The 26965-nt window shown below is 69.4% G+C and carries 21 protein-coding genes and 1 pseudogene; 9 read left to right on the forward strand and 13 right to left on the reverse strand.

The features are described from left to right. Positions 1–43: 43 nt before the first annotated feature. Both ACH4K1_RS06265 and ACH4K1_RS06270 read right to left on the reverse strand, forming a co-directional pair. Complete coding sequence (locus ACH4K1_RS06265) at positions 44–2056, reverse strand: DUF262 domain-containing protein (protein WP_398087139.1); 2013 nt, start codon at positions 2054–2056, stop codon at positions 44–46. Positions 2057–2204: 148 nt separating this feature from the next. Next, on the reverse strand, positions 2205–2699 hold the full coding sequence (locus ACH4K1_RS06270) for a very short patch repair endonuclease (RefSeq protein WP_398087140.1): 495 nt from the start codon (positions 2697–2699) through the stop codon (positions 2205–2207). Positions 2700–2793: 94 nt separating this feature from the next. Between ACH4K1_RS06270 and ACH4K1_RS06275 the strand changes: the two genes are divergently transcribed. Beyond that, complete coding sequence (locus ACH4K1_RS06275) at positions 2794–2985, forward strand: hypothetical protein (protein WP_398087142.1); 192 nt, start codon at positions 2794–2796, stop codon at positions 2983–2985. A gap of 494 nt (positions 2986–3479) precedes the next feature. Here the strand turns inward: ACH4K1_RS06275 and ACH4K1_RS06280 are convergent. The 3 genes and pseudogenes from ACH4K1_RS06280 to ACH4K1_RS06290 all read right to left on the reverse strand — a co-directional run bounded on the left by ACH4K1_RS06280 (position 3480) and on the right by ACH4K1_RS06290 (position 5450). Then, a pseudogene (locus ACH4K1_RS06280) lies at positions 3480–4227 on the reverse strand (transposase family protein). Between the two features lie 103 nt (positions 4228–4330). After that, entirely contained in the window at positions 4331–4828 is a 498-nt protein-coding gene (locus ACH4K1_RS06285; protein WP_398087144.1) for a hypothetical protein, read from the reverse strand. Positions 4829–5216: 388 nt separating this feature from the next. Then, positions 5217–5450: a helix-turn-helix transcriptional regulator gene (locus ACH4K1_RS06290; protein WP_398087146.1), complete on the reverse strand. Its 234-nt coding sequence runs from the start codon at positions 5448–5450 to the stop codon at positions 5217–5219. A gap of 422 nt (positions 5451–5872) precedes the next feature. On the opposite strand from ACH4K1_RS06290, the gene ACH4K1_RS06295 reads away from it, so the two are divergent. The 4 genes from ACH4K1_RS06295 (at position 5873) to ACH4K1_RS06310 (ending at position 9512) form a co-directional block, all read left to right on the forward strand. Next, complete coding sequence (locus ACH4K1_RS06295; RefSeq protein ID WP_398087148.1) at positions 5873–7147, forward strand: tyrosine-type recombinase/integrase; 1275 nt, start codon at positions 5873–5875, stop codon at positions 7145–7147. A 719-nt stretch (positions 7148–7866) separates the two neighbouring features. Then, positions 7867–8322: a DUF4383 domain-containing protein gene (locus tag ACH4K1_RS06300; protein ID WP_398087150.1), complete on the forward strand. Its 456-nt coding sequence runs from the start codon at positions 7867–7869 to the stop codon at positions 8320–8322. A gap of 288 nt (positions 8323–8610) precedes the next feature. Then, a complete protein-coding gene (locus ACH4K1_RS06305) occupies positions 8611–9021 on the forward strand; it encodes a hypothetical protein (RefSeq protein WP_398087152.1) in 411 nt (136 codons plus the stop codon). After that, a complete protein-coding gene (locus tag ACH4K1_RS06310; protein WP_398087452.1) occupies positions 9012–9512 on the forward strand; it encodes a metallophosphoesterase family protein in 501 nt (166 codons plus the stop codon). Before ACH4K1_RS06305 ends, ACH4K1_RS06310 begins: the two co-directional genes overlap by 10 nt. 44 nt (positions 9513–9556) lie before the next feature. On the opposite strand, the gene ACH4K1_RS06315 is transcribed toward ACH4K1_RS06310, so the two are convergent. From ACH4K1_RS06315 to ACH4K1_RS06330, 4 genes are all read right to left on the reverse strand, one after another. Then, the gene (locus ACH4K1_RS06315) at positions 9557–10393 is read right to left on the reverse strand and encodes an MBL fold metallo-hydrolase (RefSeq protein WP_398087154.1); all 837 of its coding nucleotides are present in this window, start codon (positions 10391–10393) and stop codon (positions 9557–9559) included. 92 nt (positions 10394–10485) lie between these two features. Further along, a complete protein-coding gene (locus tag ACH4K1_RS06320; protein ID WP_398087155.1) occupies positions 10486–10737 on the reverse strand; it encodes a hypothetical protein in 252 nt (83 codons plus the stop codon). A 483-nt stretch (positions 10738–11220) separates the two neighbouring features. Further along, positions 11221–11811, reverse strand: a complete 591-nt coding sequence (locus ACH4K1_RS06325) for a hemerythrin domain-containing protein (RefSeq protein ID WP_398087157.1) — start codon at positions 11809–11811, stop codon at positions 11221–11223. A gap of 47 nt (positions 11812–11858) precedes the next feature. After that, the gene (locus tag ACH4K1_RS06330) at positions 11859–13061 is read right to left on the reverse strand and encodes a ferritin-like domain-containing protein (RefSeq protein ID WP_398087159.1); all 1203 of its coding nucleotides are present in this window, start codon (positions 13059–13061) and stop codon (positions 11859–11861) included. Between the two features lie 320 nt (positions 13062–13381). Here ACH4K1_RS06330 and ctaD point away from each other — a divergent pair, with 320 nt between their 5' ends. Continuing rightward, positions 13382–15109, forward strand: coding sequence for a cytochrome c oxidase subunit I (gene ctaD / locus ACH4K1_RS06335; protein WP_398087161.1), 1728 nt, complete (start codon positions 13382–13384; stop codon positions 15107–15109). 243 nt (positions 15110–15352) lie between these two features. On the opposite strand, the gene ACH4K1_RS06340 is transcribed toward ctaD, so the two are convergent. Beyond that, on the reverse strand, positions 15353–15904 hold the full coding sequence (locus ACH4K1_RS06340) for an isochorismatase family cysteine hydrolase (protein ID WP_398087163.1): 552 nt from the start codon (positions 15902–15904) through the stop codon (positions 15353–15355). 785 nt (positions 15905–16689) lie between these two features. Here ACH4K1_RS06340 and ACH4K1_RS06345 point away from each other — a divergent pair. Next, positions 16690–17106 (forward strand): CBS domain-containing protein, encoded by a 417-nt coding sequence (locus ACH4K1_RS06345; RefSeq protein ID WP_398087164.1) that lies wholly within the window; start codon positions 16690–16692, stop codon positions 17104–17106. Positions 17107–17313: 207 nt separating this feature from the next. On the opposite strand, the gene ACH4K1_RS06350 is transcribed toward ACH4K1_RS06345, so the two are convergent. The 3 genes from ACH4K1_RS06350 to ACH4K1_RS06360 all read right to left on the reverse strand — a co-directional run bounded on the left by ACH4K1_RS06350 (position 17314) and on the right by ACH4K1_RS06360 (position 23624). Then, positions 17314–18540 (reverse strand): putative PEP-binding protein, encoded by a 1227-nt coding sequence (locus tag ACH4K1_RS06350; RefSeq protein ID WP_398087166.1) that lies wholly within the window; start codon positions 18538–18540, stop codon positions 17314–17316. Next, a complete protein-coding gene (locus tag ACH4K1_RS06355) occupies positions 18541–20442 on the reverse strand; it encodes an FAD/NAD(P)-binding protein (protein ID WP_398087454.1) in 1902 nt (633 codons plus the stop codon). It lies immediately after the preceding gene. A 347-nt stretch (positions 20443–20789) separates the two neighbouring features. Next, positions 20790–23624, reverse strand: coding sequence for a BTAD domain-containing putative transcriptional regulator (locus ACH4K1_RS06360; protein WP_398087167.1), 2835 nt, complete (start codon positions 23622–23624; stop codon positions 20790–20792). A gap of 98 nt (positions 23625–23722) precedes the next feature. Here ACH4K1_RS06360 and ACH4K1_RS06365 point away from each other — a divergent pair, with 98 nt between their 5' ends. Beyond that, on the forward strand, positions 23723–25318 hold the full coding sequence (locus ACH4K1_RS06365) for an MFS transporter (protein WP_398087169.1): 1596 nt from the start codon (positions 23723–23725) through the stop codon (positions 25316–25318). 323 nt (positions 25319–25641) lie between these two features. Further along, complete coding sequence (locus tag ACH4K1_RS06370; protein ID WP_398087456.1) at positions 25642–26946, forward strand: phytase; 1305 nt, start codon at positions 25642–25644, stop codon at positions 26944–26946. Positions 26947–26965 lie beyond the last annotated feature (19 nt).

Genomic DNA, 26965 nt, shown 5'->3' on the forward strand with positions numbered 1-26965 from the left:
GCGGGAGTGCTGTGCTAGGGCTCCCGCCTTCTTCGGAGGGCGCTTACGGCCGCTGGACGCCGAGGTCCGTCAGCAGGAACTCCTCAGCTTCGCCGACCCACGCCTGCAACTCCTGCTCAGGGCAGTCGGCTGCAGGCAGGGCATCCGAGAAGGCTTCCTTAAGGGCCAGCCGCCACTGGTCCGCAGTACCGCGGAGCCGGAAGGGGCCGACCGGCAGCGTGATGCCGTCCTCGTCGACCGCCAGCGGGGCACTCTCGCCGGCCACGGTGACGTCACTGTCGAGTCCGCTTGCAGCAGCATCGAGCGCTGCGTCCAGTTCAGCGGTGTCGATCCGGCCGGCCCAGTGCTGTGTCCCGGCCTGTGCCTCGGCGAGCAGCATGGTACGGCTCCCCGCGCCATACCCGGTCAGGACAAGCGACCGGCGGGGCGCCTCGGAGCTCGCGCTGCTGGCGTCCCCCGCATCGATAAAGGAGGGGCGGAAGCGCTCGAGGAGGGCGTTGATCCTTCCTGCGAGGAGCGCACGGCGAGCAACGAGAAACTCCCGGAACCCGTCAAATTCCAAGACCCGGGGGTCAGCCGTCGGGACAGCGTGAGCAGCCAGGTCGTCGGCCTGCACCTCCCCGATGTACTCGGCGGGAGACCGGTTTCCGATCATGTTCTTGGCCGTTTGCGGCGAGACGAAGACGATGTTCGCCAGCTCGTTGATCTCTGCCGACGAATACTTGTTGCGGTGGTTCCGCAGCTGCACAGCAGGGTGCAGGCTGCTGTACTGCAGCTTGTCGGTCCCTTCGGCAACAACGGAGATGGGCCCGCCAGCCCACCAGTCCTCCGCGCCGGAATGGGCTGCTGCCAGGTAGGAGAGCATGATGTACGGGCTCTGGATGTTCCGCCCTGCCAGATCTCGGGCGGTGACGCGGAAACCCTTCTCCTCCAGGCGCAGGTTGGCGAGGAGCGCGCGGACAGGCTCGACGGAGTCGAGGGCGTTGACGTCCTGGGTCAGGGCGCTGTCCGTCGCACCGCCGTAGCGGTTGCTTCCGGACGCAGCGAGGAACCAGTAGAGCAGCCCTTTCTCCACCTCAGGGTCTACCTTGGCGTCGGCAGGCAGTCGGCCGTAGAAGACGATCAGCGGGTGCAGGACCGAGACGGATGAAAGGAGTACCGAGGTCGGGACGAGCAGCTGCTCGGAGAGCAGCGGGACGACGCGCTCGAGTCCGCGGCGCACCCGCTCCCAGGCCTCCGCCACGGACTCCCGATTCGCCGTCGTCAGTCTGGAGACGGACGAGGTCCGCTTGCCGGAGATGGACAGGCTGAGCGTGATCGCCTTGATGAGGAAGTTGGTGTCCACGGCCCGGTAGCCGTGGTCAGCCCACCGCGCCGACTCCTTCTCCAGTTCTCCGAGGAATCCCGGCGACCGGGCGGAAAGCGTCGCCATCGCAAGATCCGTCGTCTTCAAGGGGCGGCCGCCGCTGTTGACGCGGACGAAGATCTGTGTGACCTCCTCGTAGCCGAAGCCGTGGAGGACCTCCATGTGGAAGTCGCGCTGCGAGATCGATTCCAGTGCCTTGAGGCGGCGCCCGATTTCCGCGTTGTCGATGGACAGTCCCGCCGAGCGGAGCTGCATCTGCAGCGAGAACGAGTCGGCCTCAGGACCGACGACGTCGTAGACCCTGACCCACTTCGGACTCCTGAGCGTGGCGTTGCTCTGGTTCTGAAACGCCTCGGTCTCGATGTTGAAGACGATCTGCGCTGCGGGATGGTCCTTGAAGACGCGGTACAGCGAGGTGAGTCGCTGCTGCCCGTCGAGCAGATACAGCGGCATGACGCTGGGAAGCCCCTGACCGGATCCGGTGGCCGCTGTGCGCGTCTCAGCTCCCTCGTCCGTCTTCCACAGCAGGAGCGTCCCGGCCGGATATCCGAGGTACAGCGACTCCACGAGCTTTGCGACCTGCGAGGCCCGCCAGACATAGCCCCGCTGGATCTCCGGGAGCATGATCTCCCCATCGGCGATCTGGCCGATGAGCGACTTGATGTCGCGGTTCGTGCGTTCGACTGCCATGCGTTGGTGCCCCCACCCCTGCTGCTCCCCACCAGGCCGCGTTCGACCCGGGCTAGCGCGATCACAACTGCGCTGGTCAATACGGTAGACGAAGTAGATGGCGCCGGGCCTGCCGGATCCGCATGCAGAGGCCGCGGGCTCGGCGTCGCTACTCCTCCTGTTCCTCTCGGAGTGCCGCCGCGCCTCGGCGCGATCGGACCGCAGCGCAGACGATCGCGCAACTCGCCTCAGCCGCATCGTGCTCCCAGAACCGGAGGACGAGCCAGCCCGCTTCCTCGAGGCGCACATCCGTATCCCTGTCGCGCTTCACGTTCCTCCCGATCTTCTCTCGCCAGTAGTCGGGATTCGTTTTCGGCGGCACGAAGTGCTCCGGGCATCCGTGCCAGAAGCAGCCGTCGACAAAGACTGCGACTCGGGCCGGACGGAAGACGAGATCCGCTGTACGGCGCATCTTCGGGAGCGGCTTGGCAGCCACCCGGTAGCGGAGGCCCGCCGCATGGACGAGGGAGCGCAGCGCACGCTCCGGGGATGTGTCCCGGTTCCGGTTCCCCAACATGCTGCGGCGGTTCGCAGCGGAGGACGCCCAGGATCCATCTGGTGGAGACCAGCCACCAGTGGTCGGCTCTCGAGGCAGCGAGTTCATCAACTCCCAAGTATGGCCGATGCGGCTTGGCCGTGATCCTGGGGCGCAGATCCGTGCCCCACCCTCGCTCCGAGTGCTGTGGAAGACTGCCGCCATGCTGCGCGAACCAACTGAACTGGAGATCGGCGAGGACGGCCGACTCGAGCTTCCCATAGGAGTCCTTGCCGAGGCCGGGCTGAACCCTGGAGCTCGCATCGTTGCGTACAGCGCCGACGACGGCCGGATCGTGCTCCGTAGGGCAGAGGATGCGCTCACCGAGTTGGTGACCACAGGTTCTTTGACCTGACACTTCGGGGTTGCCGAGTTGACGATCTTCTGCGGCTATCGGTGAACTGGCTGGCCTCAGGGCCGGCCGCCAGGAGCCCTGGTCCGTGCAATGGCCCGTAGCCGCGATCCGTGCGGGTTCGAACGCTTTCGGAACCTGGGCGCTTCAGTTGAGGACGTACGATCGGGCGCCGTCAGCGCGGCTTTCTGCAGCAACGCCCTCATCCTCGCGGCCAAGGGCCACAGCAAGGGCCACAGGCTGACCGGGATCACCGTCGGCAACGTCCTGGGATCTTCAGGCTCAGGCCACGGCCTCAAGCGGATGAATGCGGGGACGGAATTGTTCTACCGGCTGCTGCACCAGCTCGTCCCCTGGGAGAGGATGCCTCACAGGATCTGCGCGAGGCCCGCAACCGAGGACAGCGGGCCCCTGAGGAACTGGTCGCCCCCTACGAGCTGTGCTGCCGCCCCCTCCGTGACCTGCTGGTGGACGGAGGCGGGCAACAGTGAGCATTTTCAGCGTTGGCACTCCAGGGTGAGGATGGCTGCGGCGATCGCGGTCATGCGGTTGGGGTTGCAGCGGGCCCGGCGGAAGATTCGCCAGGTCTTCAGCCTTGCGATGCTTCGTTCGACCGGTGCCCGCGCCGCAGAGAGGGCGCGGTTGATCGTCTGCTGGGTCGTGGTGAGGTCCCGGCCGGGAAGTCGTCTGATGGGTGTGGTCACCCAGGGGTCGGCGCCGATGTAGGCGCGGTCGGCGAGGACGGGGATGCTTTGGCGTTCGCAGATCCGGATGATGCGGTGGGTGCGGGCGGCGGTCAGGTCGTGGGTGCGGCCGGACAGCGCGGGCGAGATCCACAGCAGCTTGCCGGCGGGGCCGGTGATGACCTGCACGTTCACGCCGTGACGGCGGTGCTTCTGTGAGAAGTCGGCCCGGCTGTCGCCGACCCGGTCGCATTCGGCGAGCGTCCCGTCGAGCAGGACGTAGTCCGGGGTGGTCTCGCGCAGAACCCGCAGCAGTCCGGAGCCCGGCCGGACAGGTGCCGGACGACTGCTGTGACGTAGGCGTGGGCGGTGTCGACGGGTATGCCGAAGCCGCGGCGATCTGCGTGAGCGTGTCGTGGCGGCGGAGGTAGACCAGGCCCACGAGGGCACGCTGGTGGGGCGGAAGCTTGCAGCGGCGGTCACCCCCACGGGTGACGATGAGCATGGATATCCACTCGATCAGAGCATGAGGCAGGTCGAGTGCGGCAGGGTGGGGAACCAACAGGGCTCCTGTGCCGATGGGTTGAGACTTCGAACACCTCCCTCAACGGCACGGGAGCCCTGTGCGTTGCGGTCCTCATCCTGACTCGGCCTGAGTCACTCGATCAGGGGCCACTCTGAAAGAGCTCAGTGATCCATACTCCACGCACTTCCCAGGCGGCTTTGACCAGTTCATCAAGATCGCCTTGCCAGACGGCGCCGGGTGGGTGAGAGGTCAGGGCCCATCGGGGCGAAGTACCAGCCACCGCGCGAAACCGGCTGTCCGCGCCAAGGCGCGCGGCGAAGCGCCGCCGCAGCTTCCCCCGCTCGGTACGTTTGGCTTCGTCGATCAGGAAATTCCTGATCGGCGTGAAGAACATCTTCTCCAGGGAAGCGTCGTCGACCGTCTTCAGAAAGCAGGTCAGGAGGAAGTTCTCGCCCTTCCTGCTGATCATCTCGAACAGGAGCTCGTCGACGGCCTCGTCCGTCCACGCAGCATGACCTTCGGGCGGTGGGAATCCCTGGGATCTTGCCACCTGATGACCGACACGTCCGAGCAACTCAAGACCCAGATCACCAAGCTGGCCGTACTGCGCCAGCTCCTCATGCGCCCCGCCCGCCATCGACCACCTCGGCCTCACCCTGCGGACTGCGCCGTCCGCACTGGCCTCTTCCTATACACCTCCCGAGGCGCGGACGGAGGTCCGCACGCCGTTGGCTCAGCACGAGAATGCTCGCCCGGCTGCGAACGGCGGTGCGTGGCAGTTCCCCACGGGTCATCCCCCTGCCTCTCCATCCCAGGGACTTTTCAGGGACTTTCAGTCCTGTCTGAGGGACTTCCGAGGGACTTTCCGCCGCCTAAGGGCTGTCCCCCGAAAGGCCAGAAAGGGCCTCCAACGCAGGCCAGAGGCCCTTTCCCGGGCAAAGCCGCAGGTGGCGGCAGACGAGTCGGGCTGTACGCCGGGTTCTGTCGCCCGACCAAGGACAAGGGCGGCAGCCAATCTTGGCCGATCAGGTCGCGCGATTCACTGCTTGAGCTTCCAGCCATGCCTCTACCTCCGACCAACGGTAGCGCAAATAGCGGCCGACCTTGTGGGCTCGCGGACCCTGGTGTCGGTGATTCCATATGTAGACCGTATTCAGAGGTACGCCCAGGAAGTCGGCCAGCTCCTCCGCGCTTATCAAGGGACAACGGTCCCCCGCGCCACTAGCGGCTTCTTCTGCGCGGGCAGTGGTTCGACGCATGGGCACTCCAGAACGGTTCGAAGCGGGCAGGAAAGAACCACGTGAGCGGTATTCCGTCGTGGTGGTGAACGGAACGTTTGCATTAAATTCCGGCCGGACCAAACAGAGGGCCTTCCGACGAAATTCCTACGACTCTTGCGAACTCTCAAAGGACAGCGGCGAATCTTCGCCGAGGGTTCGGCGAGCCCTCGTCGAACCCTCAGCGAGCATTCGCATAGGTGAAATCTTCTCTGCCACTCTGCACCCTTTGTCGCGAAGACCCCAAGAATGAATTTGACATCTTCAGCTCGCCTGGATCAACATCCAATTCACTCAGGGCGCGATGAACGGGCAGACAACCTCGCTCGCCGTCGACGATGGCCCTGATTAAAAAGAGTCCAAAAATAGGCTCAAAGGGCCGTTGGAAACTAGGAGGTGAGTCGATGCCGTACGACCGCTGGCACAAGTCGCGCCCGAAAGGCGGGGAGTCGACCTGCAAGGAACACGGCAAAGTCCCGACGCGGGATCACGGGACGGGGAAGCGGTGGCAGGCCCGATGGCGCAACCGGGAAGATGTCCAGCAGACGGAGCTGTTCCGCACCGAGGTCGAAGCCCGCAGGCACAAGACCAAGATGCGGTCCGGAGTGGACGACGGCTCGTACATCAACCCTCGCGCCGGTGAGGTCAGGGTCGGTGAACTCGCCCTCACGTGGCTCAAGGGGCACGAACAAAAGAATCCACGGACTTACCAACGTCACAAGGAGCGGATTCTCCTGCACGTCGTTCCTACCGCAGTTGGGAAGGTGCGCGTAAAGGACGTGAACGCCTCATCTTTGCTGGACTGGCTGCACGACCGTCGCAGGCTGCCCGAAAGTTCCACGCTGCGCCTGGTCTTCGACAATCTTCGGGCCGTCTTTGACCTGGCCGTGGACGACAGCCTGATACACAAAAATCCGTGCCTCGCCAAATCGGTGCAGGACGCCAAGCCGAAACGAGGAGGTAGCGGCCGGGCAGAGCTGACCCTGACATGGGAGGACACCGAGAAGATCCGCGCCGAACTTCCCGACCGCTATAAAGCACTCGTCGACTGTGGTCGCGGCCTGGGTCTTCGGCAAGGAGAGGTATTCGGCCTGTCGCCAGAAGATATCGACTGGGCACATCCGGACGGCGCCATGGTCCACGTGCAACGGCAAGTAGTCCACGACGGCTCGTTCCTCGTATACGCCCTCCCCAAGGGCGGAGGCGACGAGGACCCGAAGGACCGGTGGGTCGAGCTGACCGATGACGTGGCCATCCCCCTGCGCGAGCACATGCAGAAGTACCCGCCGGTCGAGGTGACCCGTCCGTGGGGCAGCAGCGGTGGCGACCCGGTCACGGTGCGGCTGATCTTCTACACCCGGGAGAAGACCGCCATTCAGTCGAATTGGTTCAACTCCTACCGCTGGAAGCCCGCCCTGGCGTCGGCCGACCTCATCAAGCCCCTTGAGCCCGATGCGAAGGGACGACGCTGGGAGAAGTCCCGCGACGTAATGATGCACGCGCTCCGACACCTGTACGCGTCGATGATGATCAACGGCGGGGTAGACGTGTACACGCTTGCGGACCGCCTCGGACACACCCATCCCGCTTTTACCCTGTGTAAATACGTGCACCGGGTCGTGGGAGCCGGTTCCAAGGTCCGCATCGCGGTCCGGAGCGCCTACACCAGGGCCGCGTGACTCCTGCACCGTTCGGCTTGTGCAACAACCGTGCAAGATGATCTTCGGGAGAGGGCGTTTGCGCAGGTCAGGAGCTTTGTCCATGAGTTCCGGGACATCTGAGGTGAGGATGCCGCCGCACCCTGTCCGACCTGCGGCTTGACGGGTCAAAGGGGTGCGGCGGTGTCTCCGGGACTTCTCCGGGACCGGGAGCCCGCCGGCGGGTTACGCGGCACGCTCCCCAGGTCCTGCCGACGGGCCTCGGCTGCGCGAAAACCGCGTCGATGGCGGCACCGCCTCGTGCGCCCGCCCGAGGCGGGAAAGGGAGTACTCCCGCGGCGTTCACCGCTCCGGGTGGACCACCCCGGGATCGCGATGCAGTCCTTGAGGGAGGAGGAGGGCCGCGAGCACGGCGGGCGCCGGGGGCCGGACGGCCCAGCAGGCGGGCGGAGACGGCAGTGTGCTGGTACGGCGGCGCCGCGACCGTGCAGCGATGAACCGGTTGATGGCCCGGTGCTGAGTGCTGACGGGCCCTGCAAAGTGAGAACGGCCCCTGGAGGAGTCCGTCCAGCTCGTCCTCGGCCACGCGTTCGCCGCGCAGACCGCGCTCCGGCCGGTCGTCCGGAGAAGTGTCCCGGGCGGCGAGGAGCTGACCCCAAAGGTGGAGGTTCGGTGATAGGGCGGCGATTCTCGGGGTACCCACCGCTCACCGGAACGAGCCCCTCAGAAAGAAGGTCCTGATGTCCACCCCTCCCGTTGCGGCACGGAACCCCCGCACGCCGGTCCAGCAGGCCGCGATGATCGTCGGAGCGGTGTTCCTCCTCGTAGGGGTCCTCGGATTCATCCCGGGGATCACCACGGAGTACGACACCATGGAGTTCGCTTCGCATCACTCCGAGGCCAAGCTGCTGGGGATCTTCCAGATCTCGATCCTGCACAACCTGGTTCACCTGGCCTTCGGGGTCGCAGGGCTGGCCATGGCACGCGCAGCGTCCACAGCGCGCATGTTCCTGCTGGCCGGTGGCGCCGTCTACCTGGTCCTGTGGGTGTACGGCATGTTCGTCGGGCATCACAGCAGCGCCAACTTCGTGCCCCTCAACACGGCTGACAACTGGCTGCACTTCGGCCTCGGTGTCGGCATGATCGCGCTGGGCACCGTGCTGACCCGTCGCCGCACGAGCACCCCGGGGGCGTGACGGCCGGGCCCGCCGGGACGGCGCTTCCTCCCGCCGTCGGGGAGGTGCGAGCACTCTCCCATCGGGCGGCGTACAGCGTCATCCCGGGCGCCGTGCGCGTGGCGTATGACAGGTTCCAGCCCGACCACCGTGGCCACGTCCGCGCGGTCGTCCGGCCTGGGCGGTGACAGGGCCGACGGGTGGGGCGAGGAAGGGCGTACTCCTCGGCCTCACCCGTTGCCGGTTCCCCGACCCTGCGGATCGCTCCCACGATGCGTCGAAAGTACCGAGAGGGGTACCCAGCAAACCATGGTCAAGCAGGGACTGATCGCAGGCGCTGCAGGAAGCATCGTGATGACCCTCGGCGAGAAGCTCGAACAAGCCGTCACGAAACGGCCCGACTCACATGTGCCGGCGCGGGTGCTGGAACGTCTGACCGGCCTGCCCGAACGGCCGGGAAAACAACCCCTGGGCCTTGACTGGGCCATGCACTTCGGCCAGGGCGCCCTCGTCGGTGTGCTGCGCTCCGTCATGGCACACGCCGGGCTGCGTGGACCAGTCGCCTCCGCGCAGTTCGCCGTCGTCCGGCTCACCACCGACCACATCCTCGAGAATGCCACCGGGGCCGGCGCGCCGCCTCCCACCTGGCCCCGCGGGGAAGGGAGGAGGGGATGGACGGCGACTCGACCGGGGCGTCGACAGACCTGCCCGTGCGGCTGACGTTGGTCTCGGACACGCATGTGCCCCTGCGCGCCAGGCGGCTCCCCGACGAACTGCTGCGCGAGGTGGAACGGGCGGACGTCGTCGTCCACGCCGGGGACTGGGTCGACGTCGCCACCCTGGATCTGCTGGAGGGGCGCGCGCGGCGCCTGGTCGGGGTGTACGGCAACAACGACGGCCCGGAACTGCGGGCCCGGCTGCCGGAGCTGGCCCGCGTCCGCCTCGGGGGCCTGCGGTTCGGCGTCGTCCACGAGACGGGGGCGGCCCGCGGACGGGAAGCGCGCTGCGCCGCGCTCTATCCGGACCTGGACGTCCTGGTCTTCGGCCACAGCCACATCCCCTGGGACACCGAGGCCCCGGGCGGTATGCGCCTGCTGAACCCCGGCTCGCCGACGGACCGCAGACGACAGCCGTACTGCACGTACATGACGTGCACGGTGGCGGACGGAGTGCTCGGCGAGGTGGCGCTGCACCGCCTGCCCCGGCACTGACCGCCTCCCGCGGGGCGGCGGCCGGCAGCGGGCGAGGGGAACGGTCAGCGCACGTGGACCCGCGGGTCGTCGGGCGTGAGCGTCGCGACCCGGCCGCGCCCGCAGTGCACGACCCGCTCCCCGAGACCGCGCCGGTCCATCTCGTCCAGGAACGCGCTCAGCGGCGACTTCATCACGCTGTAATCGTCGTAATGGACGGGGAGCGTGTGCTGTGGACCCAGGCGCCGCGCGAATTCCGCACCTTGCCGTCCGTCCATGGTGACCACGAGGCCGCCCGGCAACCGGGTGCCGCCCAGATGCAGAACCGCCAGGTCGGTGTCCGGGTAGCGTCGGGCGATCTCGTCCACTCCGTCGAACAGGAGGGTGTCACCGGAGATGTATACGCGCAGTCGCACCGGTCCGCTCTCGGGGCCGAACTCGATCATGCTTCCCATGACACGCGGCAGCAGGCCGCGCAGGGGACCGAGCGCGTGACGGCCGGGCATCGCGGTCAGGCGCATCCGGTGGCCCTCCTTGACGAGGCTGCGGTGCTCCCAGTCCCGCAGTCCCGTGGCACGGCTGAAGCCCTGGAAAGTGCGCAGGATCCGCGCCGCCTGCGGGGTCGTGAGGACGGGCAGGCCGGGATCCAGGTTCTTGCGGGCCACCCGGTCCCAGTGGTCGCCGTGCAGGTGGGACAGCACGATGGCGTCGAGGTCGGGGAGCTGACCGACGGTGAGAGCCGGTTCCTTGAGACGCTTCGTCAGCAGGCCGTATCCCAGGTGGGCGTGCTGTCCGCGATGCAGGAAGTTCGGATCGGTGAGCAGGGTCAGCGGCCCGTACCGCAACAGCAGCGTCGCGTTGCCGACGAACTGGACCTGCACCGGCGTATCCGTGGAAGACATGATGACGTCCTTCGGTAGACCCTCGGAGTAGCCCGTTTCCGGCACTCCACACCCGTAGCAGGCGTCGGACGGCCGTCACGGGGCCGGGCGCGTCAGCCGCCGAGCTTGCCGACTGCGTCGTCCAACGACGTCGCCACCAGAGCCAGGTCCTCAGGGGCGGGGCATGCGGTGCCCAGCCGGTCCACGAGCTCTGCCCGGGTCAGCACCACCGCAGCGCCGCGGAGGTCGGCACCGTCCAGGGCGGACCGTCCGGCCACTCGGGCACGGCCCTCCAGCAGGATGAGGGCGGAGTCGTCGTCCGCCGCGTCCAGCAGTTCGCGGACGAGAGCCTCGTCGATCACCACGTGTCCTCTTCCCTTCTTCTCGGTTTCCCTCGCAGGCCACCGGGGCGCCGGAGCCCCCGTTCTCGCTCATGGCTGGGGGGACGGCGCCCCGGATGCGGTGCGTCAGTACGGCGACGGGCCCGGGAGCCGTGTTCGCCGTGGCCGACCCGGCTGCGGGCTCCGCGCCCCACCGCGCGCCCGACACCCGCGATGCGCCGGTCGAACCGGACTCCGGGAGATGACCACGACGCGCGCCCAGAATCCCGCACCTGCCCGCTCCGGTCTTTCGTGTCCTCAACGGCCTCTCCGGCCGACGGCCTCTCAGCATCGGCGGGAGGTCACCGTGGTCACCGTCCCGGCGCGAGTCCGGGGGACGGCGACGAAGCGCGGAGTCGAATCCTGACTGCTCGTCTACCGCGCGGTCGGCACATCGGCTGTACCGCCTATGCGCCTGAGGCCTCCTGCGGACGCCGCCATCCGCGGGCCAGCCGCTTGACGCCGTGGTCAGCCGTCTTTGCCCATGGCTTTGCGTACGGCGTCCTTGGTGCGGTCCATGAGCGCGGCGAGGGGCCCCAGAGCCATGTTGGCGCCGGCGGATTCCACGCCCGGATGGGGCCGGGTGGGGGCCATGGCCTCGGCGGCCTTGACGCCGCGTGCCATGGAGGCGAGCCGGGCGCTGTCGGCGCTGCGGCGGATGTGGGTGAACTCGTAGCGTTCCTCGGCGCGTGCGTGGTGCTGGACGTCCCTGCGCAGCTTCATGAGCTGGGGCATGAAGGTGGGGTCGTCGGTGTCCAGGGCGTCGAGGTCGGCGAGGGTTTGCTTCGCTGCCTTCTCCTCCTGGAGGCGGTCTTCCACCACCTGCTCGCCGCCGGGGAAGCTGCGGCGGGCGAAGGGATGGACCACTTCCTCCTCGGCGGTCTCGTGGACGGCCAGGAGGCGTACCAGTCGCCGGAAGGCGTCCCGGCGCGCGTCGCCGCTGCTGTGCTCGACCTCGTCGAAGAGGTTGCGGATGTCTCCGTGCTGGCGCATGAGCATGGCCACCACGTCGTTGTCGTCGGCCGGCGGAGCGCCGGACTGTCCAGCCTGGGCGTTCATGGGGCTCTCCTCGGTCGTTGTCGGCCGGTGACCGGGTGGCGGGGTCGTCACTTGGCCGACCGGAGCTCGGGGACCGGGTGCTCGCCTTCGGTCTCCAGCCGGTAGTCCCCGCCGATCATGGCGTCGTGCTGGGCCAGCACCTGGTCGCTCGGGGCGGGCTCGCCGCCATGGATGGCCTCCTGCATCGCTTCGAACCGTTCATGGGCCTCCCGGACGTAGCCGGTCCCCAGCGTGGTCAGGTCCAGCTGGTTGGCGATCAGCTCGCGCAGGTAGCCCTTGTTCGGCTCGAAGGTGAGGATGTTGGGCAGCGACGGCGCGCAGACCTCGGCCGCCTCGCGGCCGTCGTGGCGGCGCATCAGCTCCGCCGCGATGTGCAGGTGCTCCAGCTCCATGTTCAGGTGCAGCTCCCAGATCGCCTTGACCTTCGGGTCGCTCTCCTGCTCCATGAAGGAGTGGTAGAGGTAGCACTCGTTGTACTCGTGGTGGACGAGCTGCTCCCACCAGGACTCGCCCGGATCGACGAGCGACTCGTAGTGGGTGACGTGCTCCTCCTCGATGAGTCCGATCTCCTGGTAGAGCCGGCGGGCGATGGGCTCCATGTAGGTGGGCCCGGTGTTCATGTAGAAGTTCATCGTCTGCTGTTCGGCCGACATGATCGTCAGCGCGTGCAGCCGGGACAGCGGGTTGACGGTGTCCTTGTCGTACGGCTCGCGCACGTTGTCGACCGGATCGCGGTGGTGCAGCGGGGTGGGACGCCCGGGCATGACCTCGGTCAGCCCGTCCACGATCTTCTCGGCCTTGCGGTGCTCGATCATCTCGTACAGGTTGGCGTACCGGTACAGGTGGTCGAAGTCCTCCAGAACACCGAACTGGTACGCCTGCTTCAGGTACGGATCCGGCTCCATCCTCGCCACCCAGGCGGTGAGGTCCACCGCCACCTGCTCATAGGCGATCGTCGTCTCCAGCACCGAAGAAACCCCGGGGAGCAGCCAGTTCACCACCTTCTGCTGCTGCGCCTCGATGTAGCGCGTCTGGGCGAGCTGCTGCTTGACCGCGAGGTCCGGACAGTGCCGGGCCATCTGGTGACTGAACATGATCGCTTCGACCTCGATGCCGTTCATCGTGATGATGCGGCACCGGGTGTAAGGGTCACAGTGGTCGGGGTCGATCGGCTTCACGTTCAACTCGCGCCAGTTCCTCAGCTGACGGTCCAGCGGGATACCGCGCTGCTCCAGCGGATTGAAAGCCATGCGACGCCTCCTTCGAGGACAGACGGGGGATGACCGAGTATCCCGGCGGCATGTGCTCAAACCAGGAAGCCGAACCGCCCGTGCCCGCACGCCTCGGGCCGAATGCGCGGACCGTACCCGACCCATGGAGCTGCTGCGCCGGTGCTGCCCGAGGTGCTGGGGCGATGTCCGGCCGGAAATTCGCGGATTCCTCGCTGGAAGCACCGGATCCGGCCAAGTGCACTCGGGGCGCGTCCACCCGGGTGACAAAGCAGTTTGGGGAGCCGGGATCAGGGCACTCAGCGATCCGCTGCCCAGCGACTCCGATTCGAGGTAAATCCATGGTCACAACGACCGAGCCCGTCACTCCCGTGCCCGTTGCCGGCAGAGGTCCAGGAAAGGTGGTGGTGAGCTGGCTGACCACCACCGATCATAAGAAGATCGGACACCTCTACCTGATCACGTCCTTCTCGTTCTTCCTCTTCGGCGGTCTGCTCGCCCTCCTCATGCGCGCGGAGCTGGCGCGCCCGGGCATCCAGCTGATCTCCAACGAGCAGTACAACCAGTCATTCACCATGCACGGCACCGTGATGCTGCTCCTGTTCGCCACCCCCACGTTCGCCGGTTTCGCCAACGCGATCATGCCCCTCCAGATCGGGGCGCCGGATGTCGCGTTCCCGCGACTCAACATGCTCTCCTACTGGCTCTTCCTCTTCGGCGGCCTCATCGTCGTGGGCGGCCTGCTGACCACCAACGGCACTGCCGACTTCGGCTGGACCGCCTACACCCCCCTGAGCAGCGGTGAACGCACCCCCTATGTCGGGGCCGACATGTGGATCATGGGCCTGGCTCTGTCCGGATTCGGCACGATCCTGGGCGCCGTCAACTTCATCACCACGATCATCTGCATGAGGGCGCCCGGCATGACGATGTTCCGCATGCCGATCTTCACCTGGAACGTCCTCCTGACCTCGGTACTCGTTCTGCTGGCCTTCCCTGTCCTCGCGGCAGCACTTCTGGTCCTCGAGGCGGACCGCCGTTTCGGAGCCCAGGTGTTCAATCCGGAGAACGGCGGAGCTCTTCTCTGGCAGCATCTCTTCTGGTTCTTCGGCCACCCGGAGGTCTATATCCTGGCGCTGCCGTTCTTCGGCGTGGTGACCGAGATCCTGCCGGTCTTCTCCCGCAAACCCGTCTTCGGATACATCGGACTCATCGCGGCGACCATCGCCATCACCGGGCTCTCCGTCACGGTCTGGGCCCACCACATGTTCGCCACCGGGGCGGTCCTCCTGCCCTTCTTCGCCTTCATGAGTTACCTCATCGCCGTACCGACCGGAGTCAAGTTCTTCAACTGGATCGGCACCATGTGGAAGGGCTCGATCTCCCTGGAGACGCCCATGCTCTGGGCGGTCGGATTCCTCGTCACCTTCCTCTTCGGCGGCCTCACGGGGGTGATCCTCGCGTCTCCTCCCCTGGATTTCCACGTCCATGACAGTTATTTCGTGGTGGCTCACTTCCACTACGTCCTGTTCGGGACCATCGTCTTCGCCATGTTCGCCGGTTTCCACTTCTGGTGGCCCAAGATGACGGGCACCATGCTCGACGAGCGCCTCGGGAAAATCCATTTCTGGACGCTCTTCGTCGGATTCCACATGACCTTCCTCGTCCAGCACTGGCTGGGTGCCGAAGGAATGCCCCGCCGCTACGCCGACTACCTCGCCGTCGACGGCTTCACCGCACTCAACACCCTCTCCTCCATCGGCGCCTTCGTGTTGGGACTTTCCACACTCCCCTTCCTCTGCAACGTGTGGAAGACAACGAAATACGGAGAGCGCGTCACCGTCGACGACCCATGGGGATACGGCCGATCCCTCGAGTGGGCCACATCCTGCCCCCCGCCCCGGCACAACTTCGTCACCCTGCCCAAGATTCGATCCGAGTCACCGGCCTTCGACCTCCACCACCCCTCCGTCGCCACCATCGACCGGCGGGCCAACGAAGGCAGGCGCGACATCGTCGAACCAGGCGAAGGCATCGCCTCTCCCCTGTCCGACAAGGACAGCACCTGACGAACAGGGCGGCGAGCCGGTGCACGCCGGCCGCCGAACCCTGGCTGCTGCGCGGCTTCGAAGCCGCGCGGGAGTTCGTCCCCGTCGCCGTAGCGGAAGGAGGGTCGCCCCCCGGCGGGCCGGCTCAGCGCGCGTCTCGCGAGGGCGGCGGGCCGGGACTGCCGGGGCGGCAGGATGTGCGCAGACGGCCGCACGAGGGGGGCCTGCGCCCGGACCGAGCACGTCCCTGAGACGCGGACCGGTTCACTCGTCGGGGTCGTTGAAGGTGAGGGCGTCCAGGGAGCAGACGCGAGCGGACATGTTGCGTTCCATCATGCGCAGGGCCGCGTCGGCGAGGTCGGCGTCGATGTGGGCCAGGGTTTCGGGGGCGACGCTGACGTCGATGTGGCGGATGTGGGCGTCCAGGGCGGAGTAGAGGACGCATTGCTCGGTGACCTGCCCGCACAGGACCACGCGCCGAGCTTCCAGTTGGCCCAGCAGATAGGCCAGGGGAGTTTCGTAGAACGCCGAGTGCCTGGCCTTGACGACGAAGAGGGATTCCTCGTCAGGGGCGATGGGCTTGACCAGGTCGGGATGGCGTCCGGTGAGCGCGGCCTGAAGGATCTCGCCATGGTGGGAGCGCCACCGGCCGAAGTTGTCGTTGACGTAGATGACCGGGGCGCCGGACGCCCGGGCGCGCCGGAGGAGCTCCTCGATACCGGGCAGGGCTTCGCGGACGGAGGGCACGAGGGCGTCGGCGTCCTCGTGCTCGTAGGTATTCAGCATGTCGATCACGATGAGCGCCGTTCGGGCCACGGGATTCTCCTTTCACGTCGTCGACGCTCCACCCGGGTGGAATCGTCCTCACAAGGATTCAATTTCGTATTCGCCTGGTGGCGGACGTGGGAGCCGATCACATGATGAGCTCCTCGTACAGCCGGGTGCACCGGTCGGCCATGGTGTCCACAACGGCGCCGACACCCGCCTGTGGATCCCCCGCCCAGGCGGTCCCTACCTCGCCCGGTCGGGCCGACCGGCCCCCGCAGGGGGCCGCTCTCGGCCGTCACGGGCCAGAACCAGCATGAGCCGTTGGCCGGCGGGGCGCCCGGCCCACCAGAGTTCGCGGTACAGGGCGGCCAGGCGGGGGACATCGATCCGCGCCCACTCGGCCACCACCGCTGGAAAGTACTGGGCGCGGCGAGGGGCAGCAGGCCCACACACACCGACGAGGAGCCTCGTTCGGGGCCGCGGGGCCGGTGAAGCGGACCGGCCGCTCATGAGGATGCCGACCCATGCACGAGTGTTCACCTCCCGCAGCGTTTGTTCCCCGGGTTATGGCACGCACACGTACTGCACACCTGAATGCGCCTGTGCCCTCCCCCGGAAGGCATCCGGCCCTCTCCTTCCCCGCGTTCCCTCCCTTCCGCCGCTTTCCGTCGACGGGCCCTCGTTATGGGCGCGGTCCGTATGGACCCTCGTCAGCGGCGGAAGAGAGTTGTCCTGCCTGTTTTTTCGTTACTGCCGACGACTCTCGGGAACACGTGTCGTGCCGAGGCTGGTATGACGAAGTACCGGCACCTCACGAGTGAAAGGATTGTGTGATGACGAAGGCACGCGACATCATGACCGGCGGCGCCGAATGCGTCGGGGCCCGGGAGACGGTGCTGGACGCGGCGCGCAAGATGAAGGACCTCGGGGTCGGAGCGCTGCCGATCTGCGGTGAGGACAACAAGCTCAAGGGCATGCTCACCGACCGCGACATCGTGGTGAAGGTCCTGGGGGCGGGCAAGGACCCGGCCTCCTGTCCGGCCGGTGACCTGGCGCAGGGCGAAGCGGTCACGATCGGCGCGGACGACGACGCGGAGGAGATCCTGCGCACGATGACCGAGCACAAGGTCCGTCGCCTGCCGGTGATCGACGGACACGACCTGGTGGGTGTGGTCGCCCAGGCCGATGTGGCTCGTGCGCTGTCCGACCCGAAGGTCGGGGACCTGCTCCAGGCCCTGTCCACCGACTGAGTCGGCAGTCCTCCCCCGGCCCCGGGGCGTGCGGTCGTCGTCGAGCGCCCCGGGGCGGACGCACGGCGCGGGAGGCGTATCCCCGGTCGGAGTGGGGCGGCGTCTCCGAGGCGGGGCCTGCGGCGGGCCGCGCTTCCGGGTTCTGGTCCCGGTTGCGCGGAAACCGCGGCGGGACCGGCGGTCCGGCCCGGCTTTGCTCGGAGTGGGTCAGTCCGTGGGGCCGGGGGTGAGAAGCAGCTGCCGGAGCTCCGCCGTGCACATCATGTAGCCGTCAGGGGCCGGCAGGTGGGCGAGGTAGTGGTCGAGGTCCGATGCCAGGGTGAAGACCCGTACCGGTGTGCCTGCGGCGCGGGCGGACTCGACGACACGGCGTACCGCGTCCAGGACGGCGGGGTGGCGGGTGCGGTAGGAGTCGGCGACCAGGTGGTTGCCCCGGTCCGCGGCGAGATAGAACTGCACCAGGTCCTTGAGGCCGACGAAGAGTTCGCCGGCTCCGGCGGCGCACAGCGCGGAGGTGGCGTGGACGGCGGAGGGCGTTTCCACGAAGGCGGACAGGGGCGTGCCCTCGGGCAGGTCGAGATGGTCCCTGAGCTGTGCGAACTCTCTCTCGTCGCTGACGAACGGCACCGACAGGCTCACCCGTTCGGCTTCGTCGCCGAGACGCTTGCGCAGGGTCGCCAACACCGTTCGCAGGGCCTCGCGGTAGCCGGTGGAGCCGAGGAGCCAGCGTGCGCCGTGCAGGCCCATCTCCGGGTTGGGCTCGACGGCGACGGGGGCGGTCTCGGTGACTTCGGCCGCGTGGTCGGAGCGCAGGTCGAGCAGGCGCAGGACGAGTCGCTGACCGGGCAGAAGCGCTTCGACGAAGCCGCACAGCCGCTCTCCGACGGCCTGTCCGTAGGCGGTGGTGCCCGCGGTGTCGCCGGCCATGGCGTCGAGCGGGCGCAGCCCCAGCGCGAGGCAGAGGAACTCCTCACGGATGAAGAAGGACTCGACGCGGGCGGCGTCGGGGCCGCAGGAGTTGACGGCCGTGATGTCCTGGAGGTCCGCGATGACCGCACACGCCGAACCGATGGCGTCCAGGGCTGAGTTGCCGGTGTCGAGTCGCGGGGCCGTTCGAGCCCCGACGACGAGGGACGCGCTCTCCAGGTGGAGCGTCACCTCTCCGGTCAGCTCCGCGAGGTCCTTCTCGTCCACGCGGAGGACGGGAATCCCCCTGCCGCGGCACAGGGACTGCATGTGGCCGGTGAGCCCGCCGGAGCTGCACACGACGGCGCGTGAGGCCACGATGGCGTCGTAGAGCCCCGCTTCCAGGGAGGGCGCGACGAGGATGGTTCCCTCCTGCGCGTGCCGCGTCCGGTTGCAGGCGCCCCGCACCACGTTCTCGGCGCCCCCGGCCAGCAGCGTTCCCAGGATCCGTCGCCCGTTCCCGTTCACCTAGTCCTCCGGATGTTCGGCGTTCTCCAACCCCAATTGCCGACGCAGCTGCCGTGGTGTCACGGAGACGTCGTTGAGCCGTTCCACGGCCACCCGGTTGACGATCGCCCTCATCAGGCGTTCGTCGCGGGGGACGCCCGTGGGAAGTGCGGGAAGGCCGCTCCTGGAGTGGAGGCGGGCTTTCAAGCGGGCTTCCAGTGCTTCCCTCCTCCCGCGTTCGCGCGTGGCCAGCCTCCGCACTTCCAGAACCACAGACTCCTCCAGTGCCACCCGGACCGCTTCCTCCGGGTTGCGGACCTGGCTGCGGTAGTGGAGGTAGCGTGCGGCCAGGTCGTGACAGCCGTCCTGTCGCAGTTCAAGCTGTTCGACGACGTGGGCGGCGACGGAGACGGAGTGGTTCTTGATGGCCGCGAGGTTGAACGCGAAGGCGCCGGTCCGGCCGTGCCTGACGATCTCGTCGCCCTCCCTCGGCACGCCGACGGTCGAGATCGGCCCGGCCGGTCTGCCCTCGGTGTCCAGCAGCGTTCCGCATTCGTCGACCTCCACGCCCCGGCCGGTGCGCTCGTGAGGGGTCGCGATGCCCTTCTGGAGGAGGTTGCGCCAGAGCGGCCGCCCCACCTTGGTGTAGTCGTACTCCCTGGCGAAGTTGCACACCACGAGGTCGGCCTCGATGGTGTGCTGCTCGTGCTGAGCGGCGACGGAGACGGTCAGTCGCCCGGCCCGGGCGGGGGCGATCTCCCGCACCCGGCCGACGACCAGCCCCACCCGGCCGTCCTGGGGGCGCATCGCCCGCTCGATGATCTCCATCGTGTACTCCACGGCCCCGACGCGCAGGGCCGCGATGCGGGTGGTGAACTCGTCCAGCAGGGAGCGCAGTTCCTCGGTCGGGATGCGGTCGATGGCTTCGGGGAGGTACGGCTCCCATGCCTTCGCGACCCGTTCGGAGACGATCACGGAGTCGATGTCGGGGTGCTGGTCCCTGATGGTCGCGCAGGCCGTCCGCCACGCGTCCCTGACCCGGGCGAGGAACTCCTCGCGGCCGCGATAGGGCTCCATCAGGGGGTCGGGACGCGGTAGCCGCACCACTCCGTGCTCGTGGGTGCGGGGGTAGGTGCGGAAAATCGTCCCGGACCGGGATATCAGATGGATCCGCCCGGTATGGCCGTTGCGCAGCAGCAGGCCCGCCGCGTCGTAGGCGCTCAGAACCGATCCGACGATGGCCACGGATGCCTCGGGCGGAAGGTGGGCGAGTGCGCGGATCCCGGGGACGGAGTAGGGGTTGCGGACGAAGGCTGGGTGCCCTGCGACGGCGGTCGCGAAGGGCGGCTCCTTGAGTTCGAGACCGGTGGCGAGAACGACGTGGTCGGCTTCGACCATCAGCGTGTCCGCGAGCGGGCCCGGGCGCAGCCCCTCGGTCGCGTACGGGCCGAGGCCCTTGACGACCACCTGGAACCCGCGGTCGCAGCGGTGCACATCGAGCGCTTCACCGTCCGCTTCGACCAGGACGACGCCGGGGCAGGACTCCCGGGCGGCCTCGGCCAGCCGGTCCTCGAGGTAGTCCTGGAAAATGCGGCGGGGGGCGGGGCCCTGTTCGGTGAAGTTCCAGGAGGCCCAGTGCGGGGGCCAGCCGCTCCGGTCGGCTTCCCGGTTGGCCCAGGTGACGAAGTCGAGCACGTCTTCGCGGAACACCGACATCCGGCCGGCCTGGATGTTGAAGACGTGGTCCCAGGGGTTGCCGTCACGGTGGTAGGCGACGCCCGCCGAACGGTAGTCGGCGCGCCGCTCCAACAGGACGATCTCCAGCGGTCTTCTGGCGAAATGGAGCAGCCTGATCGCTGTCGCCGTGCCGGCCAGGCCCGCCCCCACGACCAGCACCCTGGGGCGCCCATCCGTCCTGCCCATCATGAAGCCTCCCCCTTGAGCCGGGGGCGCCCCGTGCGCTCCCCGTCGCCGCCCTCATCGACTGGAAGTTCCCTGACCGGCCATCAACCGCATTCCTCTACAGAAGAGTTGTGCGTGTTTTACGAGGCGGGGACAGGACCGTGCACGATCGTGGCGCCGACGATACCCGAAGACGCGGCCCCGCCGAGGGGCGGCCGCCCGGCCCGTCGCGCCCGGTTCGAGCCGCAACCGGAAGGCGTCGTGCCCCCGCGCCGGAGGGGCCTGGCAGGCACCGGGCAGTGCCCGGTCGACCGGAGCGCGGGGTCCGCCGCGTCCTGGGCACGCAGATCATGCCCTCGGCAGTCCGGTCACGCCCGGGCGAGGAGGCCCAGCTCCGCCAGCGCGTCCGCGGCGTGCGTCTCGTGGCCCGAGGACCGGCTCTTGGCCAGGGCCCTGTTCAGGTGGGAGGTGGCGGCGTCCCGGTCGCCGCGGAGCCGTGCGGCGTGCCCGAGGCCGATCTCGGCCCGGATCTCGCCCCGGTGGTAGGCGCGTTCGGCCGACACGGACAGCGCGCGCTCGTACAGCTCCGTCGCCCGCTCGGTGAGGCCGCTCGCCAGCGCGGCCCTGCCGAGGGAGATCAGCGTCTCGACGGCCTCGGTCCACAGGCCGAGCTCCTCGGCCATCAGGAGGCCCTCGCGGTGCAGCCGTTCGGCCCGTGCGCGGTCGCCCCCGCGTTCGGCCGCGAGGGCCAGGGACCGGGTGGCCCGGAGCCGGCCCCAGCCGTCGTCGACCTCGCGGAACAGCGCGGCGCCCAGCTCCGCGGACCCGTCCCGGGCCGGGCCGTGGCTCGCCAGCTCCACCAGGGCCGCGGCCTCGCCCCAGCGGTCCCGGGCGGCGCGGGCGCCGGCCAGGCCGGCCTCCACCAGCCGTCGCCCCTCGCGGTGGTGGCCGCGGCCGGTCAGCCCGGTGCCCACGAACCACTGGAGCCGGGCCTTCACCACCGGGTCCTCGATCCCGGCGGTGGGGTCCTCGTCCGCCGGGCCGGGTACGGCGTCGGCCTGCGAGGTGCGCAGTTCGACGCCGGCCAGCCAGGCCCGTGCCGTCAGGCGCGCCGCCGGGGCGGCGCCGACGTCGGCCGCCAGCGCCGTCCGCAGCGACCTGCGGGCCTCGGGGAACCGCCCGCGCAGGAACCAGTACCAGGCCAGCGCGTTCACCAGCCGTACCGCGTACCCGGCGGAGTCCCGGGCGACCGCGAGGTCCAGGGCGCGGCGCAGGTTGACGGTCTCCGCGTTGAGGCGTCCCAGGGAGCACCGCTGGTCCGGGCCGCGCAGCCGCTCGCCCTCGCGCTCGGCCCACTCGGTGCAGTGCCGCACGAAGCGCGCGCGTACGGCGTCCTCCTCACCTGCCTCCGCCAGCCGCTCGGCGCAGTGGGCGGCCACCGATTCCAGCAGGCGGAACCGGTCGCCCTCACGGACCACCAGTGAGCGGTCCACCAGCCGGGAGAGCAGGTCGGGAATCCGCTCGGCGGGCAGTTCCGCGTCGGCGCAGACCGCTTGGGCAAAGGGCATGACGCAGCCGTCGGCGTGCACGACCAGGCGGCGCAGCACGGTGCGTTCGTCCGGCGTCAACAGCTGCCAGCTCCAGTCGAGCATGCCCCGCAGGGTCCGCTGGCGGTCCGGGAGGCCGCGCACCCGTACGTCGGGCCGGGCGAACCGGTCGTCCAGCCGGGCGGCGAGCTCCTGCGGGCTCAGCGTCCGCAGCCGGGACGCGACGAGTTCCAGGGCGAGCGGAATACCGTCGAGGCGGCGGCAGACGGTGGAGACCGCGGCCGCGTTGCCCGCGTCCAGGACGAAGCCGGGCGCCGCGGCCGCGGCCCGCTGCACGAACAGTTCGACGGCGCTGGACCGGGCGACCGTCCCCGGATCGGTGTGCTCCGGCAGCGCCAGCGGCGGCACCGGGTGCACCACCTCGCCGGGGATGTCCAGGGCCTCCTGGCTGGTGAGCAGGAGGTGGGCCGCCGGCACGGCCGACAGCAGGGACGTGGCGAGCCGGGCGACCGACTCGACGAGGTGCTCGCAGTTGTCCAGCAGGATCAGCAGCTGCTTGTCGGCCACCGCCCGGCACAGCCAGCCCACCAGGTCGTCCAGGTCCGGTTCGGTCGCCGCCGTGTCGCACAGGCCCAGCGTCGTGATGACGCGTTCGGCGATGTCGTCCGGCTCGGAGGCGGCGCCCAGCCCGGCCAACTCGACCAGCCACACCCCGTCGGTGTACTGCCCGGCCGCGTCGCCCGCCGCGGCCACCGCAAGCCGTGTCTTGCCCACCCCGCCGAGGCCGGTGAGGGTGACGAGACGGGTGGTCGCGCCGGGGTCCAGCCGGGCCAGCACCTGCGCGGCCGCCTCGCGTCGGCCGATCAGCGGGGTCAGCGGGGCGGGCAGGTTCGTCCGGCACGACCGCGACCCGAGCGCCGGTGCGGCCAGCTGCGGCTCCTGGCGCAGGATCGCCTCGTGCAGCGCGGCCGCGTCCGGACCGGGCGAGGCCCCCAGCTCCTCCGCCAGTTCCCGGCGCAGCTCCTGGAAGCTCTGCAGCGCGTCGCCCTGCCGCCCGGAGCGGTAGAGGGCGCGCATGTGCGCCGTGCGCAGCCGCTCGCGCAGCGGATACCGCGCCACCAGCGCGCCCAGCTCCGCCGCCAGCGCGGTGTGCTCGCCCAGGGTGAGCCGGACTTCGGCGTGGTCCTCGACGGCGGCCAGGCGCAGCTCCTCCAGCCGGGCGGTCTCACCGCGGGCGAACAGCGACTCGGCCACGTCCGCGTAGGCCGGGCCCCGCCACAGGGCGAGCGCGTCGGCGAACAGGTCCGCCTTCACCGCCGGTTCCCGGTGGACGCGGGCGCGGGCGGCGAGCTCCTGGAACCTCAGGGCGTCGACCGCGTCGTCCGCGAGGAGCAGCCGGTAGCCGGCGGGTTCGCGGATCACCTGATCCCGGCCCAGCACCCGGCGCAGCTGGGAGATCTTGGTCTGCAGGGTGTTGGTGGAGCCGCCCGGCGGGCTGCTCGCCCACAGGTCCTCGATGAGGCGGTCCGCCGGAACCGGCCCGCCGCCGTGGACGAGCAGGTCCGCCAGCAGGGCGCGCACCTTCGCTTCGGGAACCCTGACCGGCCGCCCCTCCGCGTCCCAGACGGCCAGCGGGCCGAGCACCCCGTAACGCATGGCCGCAGTCTATCGGCGCCCGACCCTCAGGAAACCGTGCGTGGAGGGCGGCACGGTGGCGGTCTCATGTCGGCGATCCGGAAAAGGCAGGGAGTTCCATGAGCACAACGACCGTGGGCAAAGCGGGAACCCGGGAGTGGGGAGGGCTGGCCGTCCTCTCGTTGCCCACCGTACTGCTGGGCCTCGACGTCACCGTGCTGTACCTGGCCCTCCCCTCGCTGGCCGAGGACCTGCGCCCCTCCGGCACCCAAGAGCTGTGGATCATGGACGCCTACGGGTTCCTGATCGCCGGTTTCCTGCTCACCATGGGCACGCTGGGTGACCGGATCGGCCGCCGTCGGCTGCTGATGGTCGGGGCGGCGGCCTTCGGGATCGTCTCGGTGCTGGCGGCCTACGCCACCAGTGCCGACATGCTCATCGCCGCGCGGGCGGCCCTCGGGGTCGCCGGTGCCACGCTGATGCCGTCCACGCTGGCGCTGATCAGCAATATGTTCGCCGACCAGCGGCAGCGCTCCCTGGCGATCGGTGTCTGGGCCACCAGCTTCGCGCTCGGCATGGCGCTCGGCCCGGTGGTCGGCGGAGTGATGCTGGACCACTTCTGGTGGGGCTCGGTGTTCCTCCTGGCGGTGCCGGTCTCGCTCGTGCTGCTGGTGACCGCGCCGCTCCTGATCCCCGAGTACTCGGCGCCGCGGAGCGGCAGGTTCGACCTGCTCGGCGTGGCGCTGTCGCTTCTGGCGATCCTGCCGGTGGTCTACGCGGTGAAGCGCTTCGCCAAGGACGGCTTCGATCTGCCGATGATCGCCGCCGCGGTGATCGGCGTGGTCTTCGCGGTGGTGTTCGTCCGCCGGCAGGGCAAGCTGGAGAGTCCGCTGCTGGATGTGCGCCTCTTCGCCGATCGGACGTTCAGCTCCGCGCTGAGCGTGCTGCTCGTCGGTCTCGTCGGCGTGGGCGGCTCGATGCTGCTGATCACCCGGCAGCTCCAGTTCGTGGAGGGGCTGCAGCCGGTCGAGGCGGGGCTGTGGATGGGCCCGCCCGCCCTGCTGATGTTCCTGGCCGCGATCGGCTCGCCCCTGGTCGCGCGGCGGGTGCCGCCGGGTCTCGTGGTGGCGGCCGCCCTGGCGCTGTCCACGGTCGGGTACGTCCTGCTGGCCCTGGTGGGCCCCTCGGGCGGCGTCGCCCTGATGGTCGCCGGATTCGGCCTGGTCTACCTCGGACTCGGGACGATCGCGGCCCTGGGCACGGACCTGGTGGTCGGGGCGGCGCCGCCGGAGAAGGCGGGCTCGGCCTCGGCGATGTCGGAGACCGTGCAGGAACTCGGCCTCGCGCTCGGCGTGGCGATCCTGGGCAGCCTGGCGACCGCGGTCTACCGCGACCGGATCGACGACGAGATCCCCGCCGGCACCCCGTCGGACGTGGCGGACTCCGCGGGGGACAGCCTCGCCGGAGCCGTCGCCTCGGCCGAGCGGATGCCCGCCGGGTGGCTCGACCTCGCCAAGGAGGCCGCCACCTCCGGCATGAACACCGCGATGATCGTGGCCGCGGCGTGCACGGTGGTCCTGTCGGTCCTGTCCGCCGTCGTCCTGCGGCACGTCGGAGCCATCGGCGGCGAACCGCAGGCCGCGGCGGACGCGGCTTCGACGGACGCGGCTTCGACGGACACGGCTTCGACGGATGCGGTGAAGTCGCAGGGCTGACGGGTCGCGGACCGCTTCCGGGCGGGACGGCCGGCCTCGCGGAGAAGGAGCGCCCACCGGGTGTTCACCGGGGCCGACCGCGGGCCGGGCCGCCACGTTCATCCGACGGGCGTCCGTCCCGTCGGTCAGGAAGGAGCGGTGGCCGGGTGCGGCCCGGTCGGCCTCCGTCCCCGGCGTACGCTCCGCCGCCCGGCACGGCGTTCACCCGCTGTACACAGGAGGCGGGGCCACCGGTCGGTCGGCGGCCGCCGTGCCGACACGAAGAGGGATCACTCTCTCGCGGGACCGTCCCCCTTTTAGAGGAGACCAGCGTGACTCACTCCATGATCGTCCGGTCGGCCGTGCTGGCCGTGACCACCGCCCTGGCGGCGGCGGCCCTGGCCGCACCGGCCCGGGCCGAGGGCCGTCATCGCGTTTCCGGCGATGCGCTGCCGGCCGTCGCCCCGCGCGCGGAGACGCCGGTGCTGCACGACGACGACGAGGGCGGCAACGCCGACGCGGACGACCCCGCCATCTGGCGCAACGCCGCGGCTCCCGGCCGCAGCCTCGTCATCGCCACCGCCAAGGAGGGGGGCCTGCGCGTCTACGACCTCCAAGCGCGCCTGGTGCAGGCGATAGCCGCGCCCCCCGCCGCGGGCGAGGACGACGCGCCGGGCCGTTTCAACAACGTGGACCTCGTCCACGGGCTGCGGCTCTCCTCGGGCAAGGCCGACCTGGCCGTCACCAGCGACCGGGGCCACGACCGGCTGCGCTTCCACCGCATCGACCGCGACCGCGTCGGCGGGCCGCTGACCGACGTCACCGACCCCACCGCGCCGCCCGTGTTCTCCCGCGACCAGGCCGAGGTCAACGACCAGCGGACCGCCTACGGTCTGGCGGCCTGGACGGACCCGGCGACCGGGAAGTCCTATGCCCTGGTCAGCCGTCGCGAACGCACCAGCATCGCCCTGCTGGAACTGCTGCCGACCGCGGACGGCAAGGTCACCTACCGCAAGGTCCGCACCCTGGACCTGCCCTCCTCCTTCCGGCTGCCCAACGGCGCCTCCTGGTCGCCGTGCGGCGAGCCCGGCGAGCTGCCCCAGGTCGAGGGGATGGTCGTCGACCCGGCCAACGGCACGCTCTACGCCGGTCAGGAGGACGTCGGCATCTGGCGGATGCGCGCCGATCTCACCGGCACGCCGAAGCTGATCGACAAGGTCCGCGAGTACGGCGTCCCGGGCGTCTACGACGAGGAGACCGAGGAGTGCGCGCCGGGCGCCGACCCCGGCTTCGGCGGCACGAAGATCTCGGCGGACGTCGAGGGTCTGACGCTGCTCACCGAGCCTGACGGCGACGGCTACCTCCTCGCCTCCAGCCAGGGCGACAACACCTTCGCCGCCTACGACCGCGAGCTGGAGGACGCCAACGAGTACGAGGGCGGCTTCCGGGTCGCCGGTGCCGACGACGCCCTCGACGGCTCCGAGGAGTGCGACGGCGCCGCGGTCCTCAACGCCCCGCTCGGCTCCGCGTACCCCGACGGCCTCCTCGTCGTCCAGGACGGACACGACGCCCCCGGCGACGGCGACCGGGACTCGACCAACTTCAAGTTCGTCGACCTCGGCAAGGTCATGGGCGCCCTCGACGACTGACCCCCGCCCGGCTTCCGGC

This window comes from Streptomyces sp. NPDC017448, from assembly GCF_044330565.1.
Lineage (GTDB): Bacteria > Actinomycetota > Actinomycetes > Streptomycetales > Streptomycetaceae > Streptomyces.

What these genes read in the sequence shown, in the direction of transcription:
- ACH4K1_RS06365 (WP_398087169.1), top strand. Translation starts at nt 23,723, where the DNA reads ATGAGCACAACGACCGTGGGCAAAGCGGGAACCCGGGAGTGGGGAGGG.
- ACH4K1_RS06325 (WP_398087157.1), bottom strand. Translation starts at nt 11,811, where the DNA reads ATGAACGCCCAGGCTGGACAGTCCGGCGCTCCGCCGGCCGACGACAAC.
- ACH4K1_RS06355 (WP_398087454.1), bottom strand. Translation starts at nt 20,442, where the DNA reads ATGGGCAGGACGGATGGGCGCCCCAGGGTGCTGGTCGTGGGGGCGGGC.
- ACH4K1_RS06370 (WP_398087456.1), top strand. Translation starts at nt 25,642, where the DNA reads ATGATCGTCCGGTCGGCCGTGCTGGCCGTGACCACCGCCCTGGCGGCG.
- ctaD (WP_398087161.1), top strand. Translation starts at nt 13,382, where the DNA reads ATGGTCACAACGACCGAGCCCGTCACTCCCGTGCCCGTTGCCGGCAGA.
- ACH4K1_RS06305 (WP_398087152.1), top strand. Translation starts at nt 8,611, where the DNA reads ATGGTCAAGCAGGGACTGATCGCAGGCGCTGCAGGAAGCATCGTGATG.
- ACH4K1_RS06300 (WP_398087150.1), top strand. Translation starts at nt 7,867, where the DNA reads ATGTCCACCCCTCCCGTTGCGGCACGGAACCCCCGCACGCCGGTCCAG.
- ACH4K1_RS06285 (WP_398087144.1), bottom strand. Translation starts at nt 4,828, where the DNA reads ATGGCGGGCGGGGCGCATGAGGAGCTGGCGCAGTACGGCCAGCTTGGT.
- ACH4K1_RS06270 (WP_398087140.1), bottom strand. Translation starts at nt 2,699, where the DNA reads ATGAACTCGCTGCCTCGAGAGCCGACCACTGGTGGCTGGTCTCCACCA.
- ACH4K1_RS06290 (WP_398087146.1), bottom strand. Translation starts at nt 5,450, where the DNA reads ATGCGTCGAACCACTGCCCGCGCAGAAGAAGCCGCTAGTGGCGCGGGG.
- ACH4K1_RS06295 (WP_398087148.1), top strand. Translation starts at nt 5,873, where the DNA reads ATGCCGTACGACCGCTGGCACAAGTCGCGCCCGAAAGGCGGGGAGTCG.
- ACH4K1_RS06315 (WP_398087154.1), bottom strand. Translation starts at nt 10,393, where the DNA reads ATGTCTTCCACGGATACGCCGGTGCAGGTCCAGTTCGTCGGCAACGCG.
- ACH4K1_RS06265 (WP_398087139.1), bottom strand. Translation starts at nt 2,056, where the DNA reads ATGGCAGTCGAACGCACGAACCGCGACATCAAGTCGCTCATCGGCCAG.
- ACH4K1_RS06275 (WP_398087142.1), top strand. Translation starts at nt 2,794, where the DNA reads ATGCTGCGCGAACCAACTGAACTGGAGATCGGCGAGGACGGCCGACTC.
- ACH4K1_RS06345 (WP_398087164.1), top strand. Translation starts at nt 16,690, where the DNA reads ATGACGAAGGCACGCGACATCATGACCGGCGGCGCCGAATGCGTCGGG.
- ACH4K1_RS06360 (WP_398087167.1), bottom strand. Translation starts at nt 23,624, where the DNA reads ATGCGTTACGGGGTGCTCGGCCCGCTGGCCGTCTGGGACGCGGAGGGG.
- ACH4K1_RS06330 (WP_398087159.1), bottom strand. Translation starts at nt 13,061, where the DNA reads ATGGCTTTCAATCCGCTGGAGCAGCGCGGTATCCCGCTGGACCGTCAG.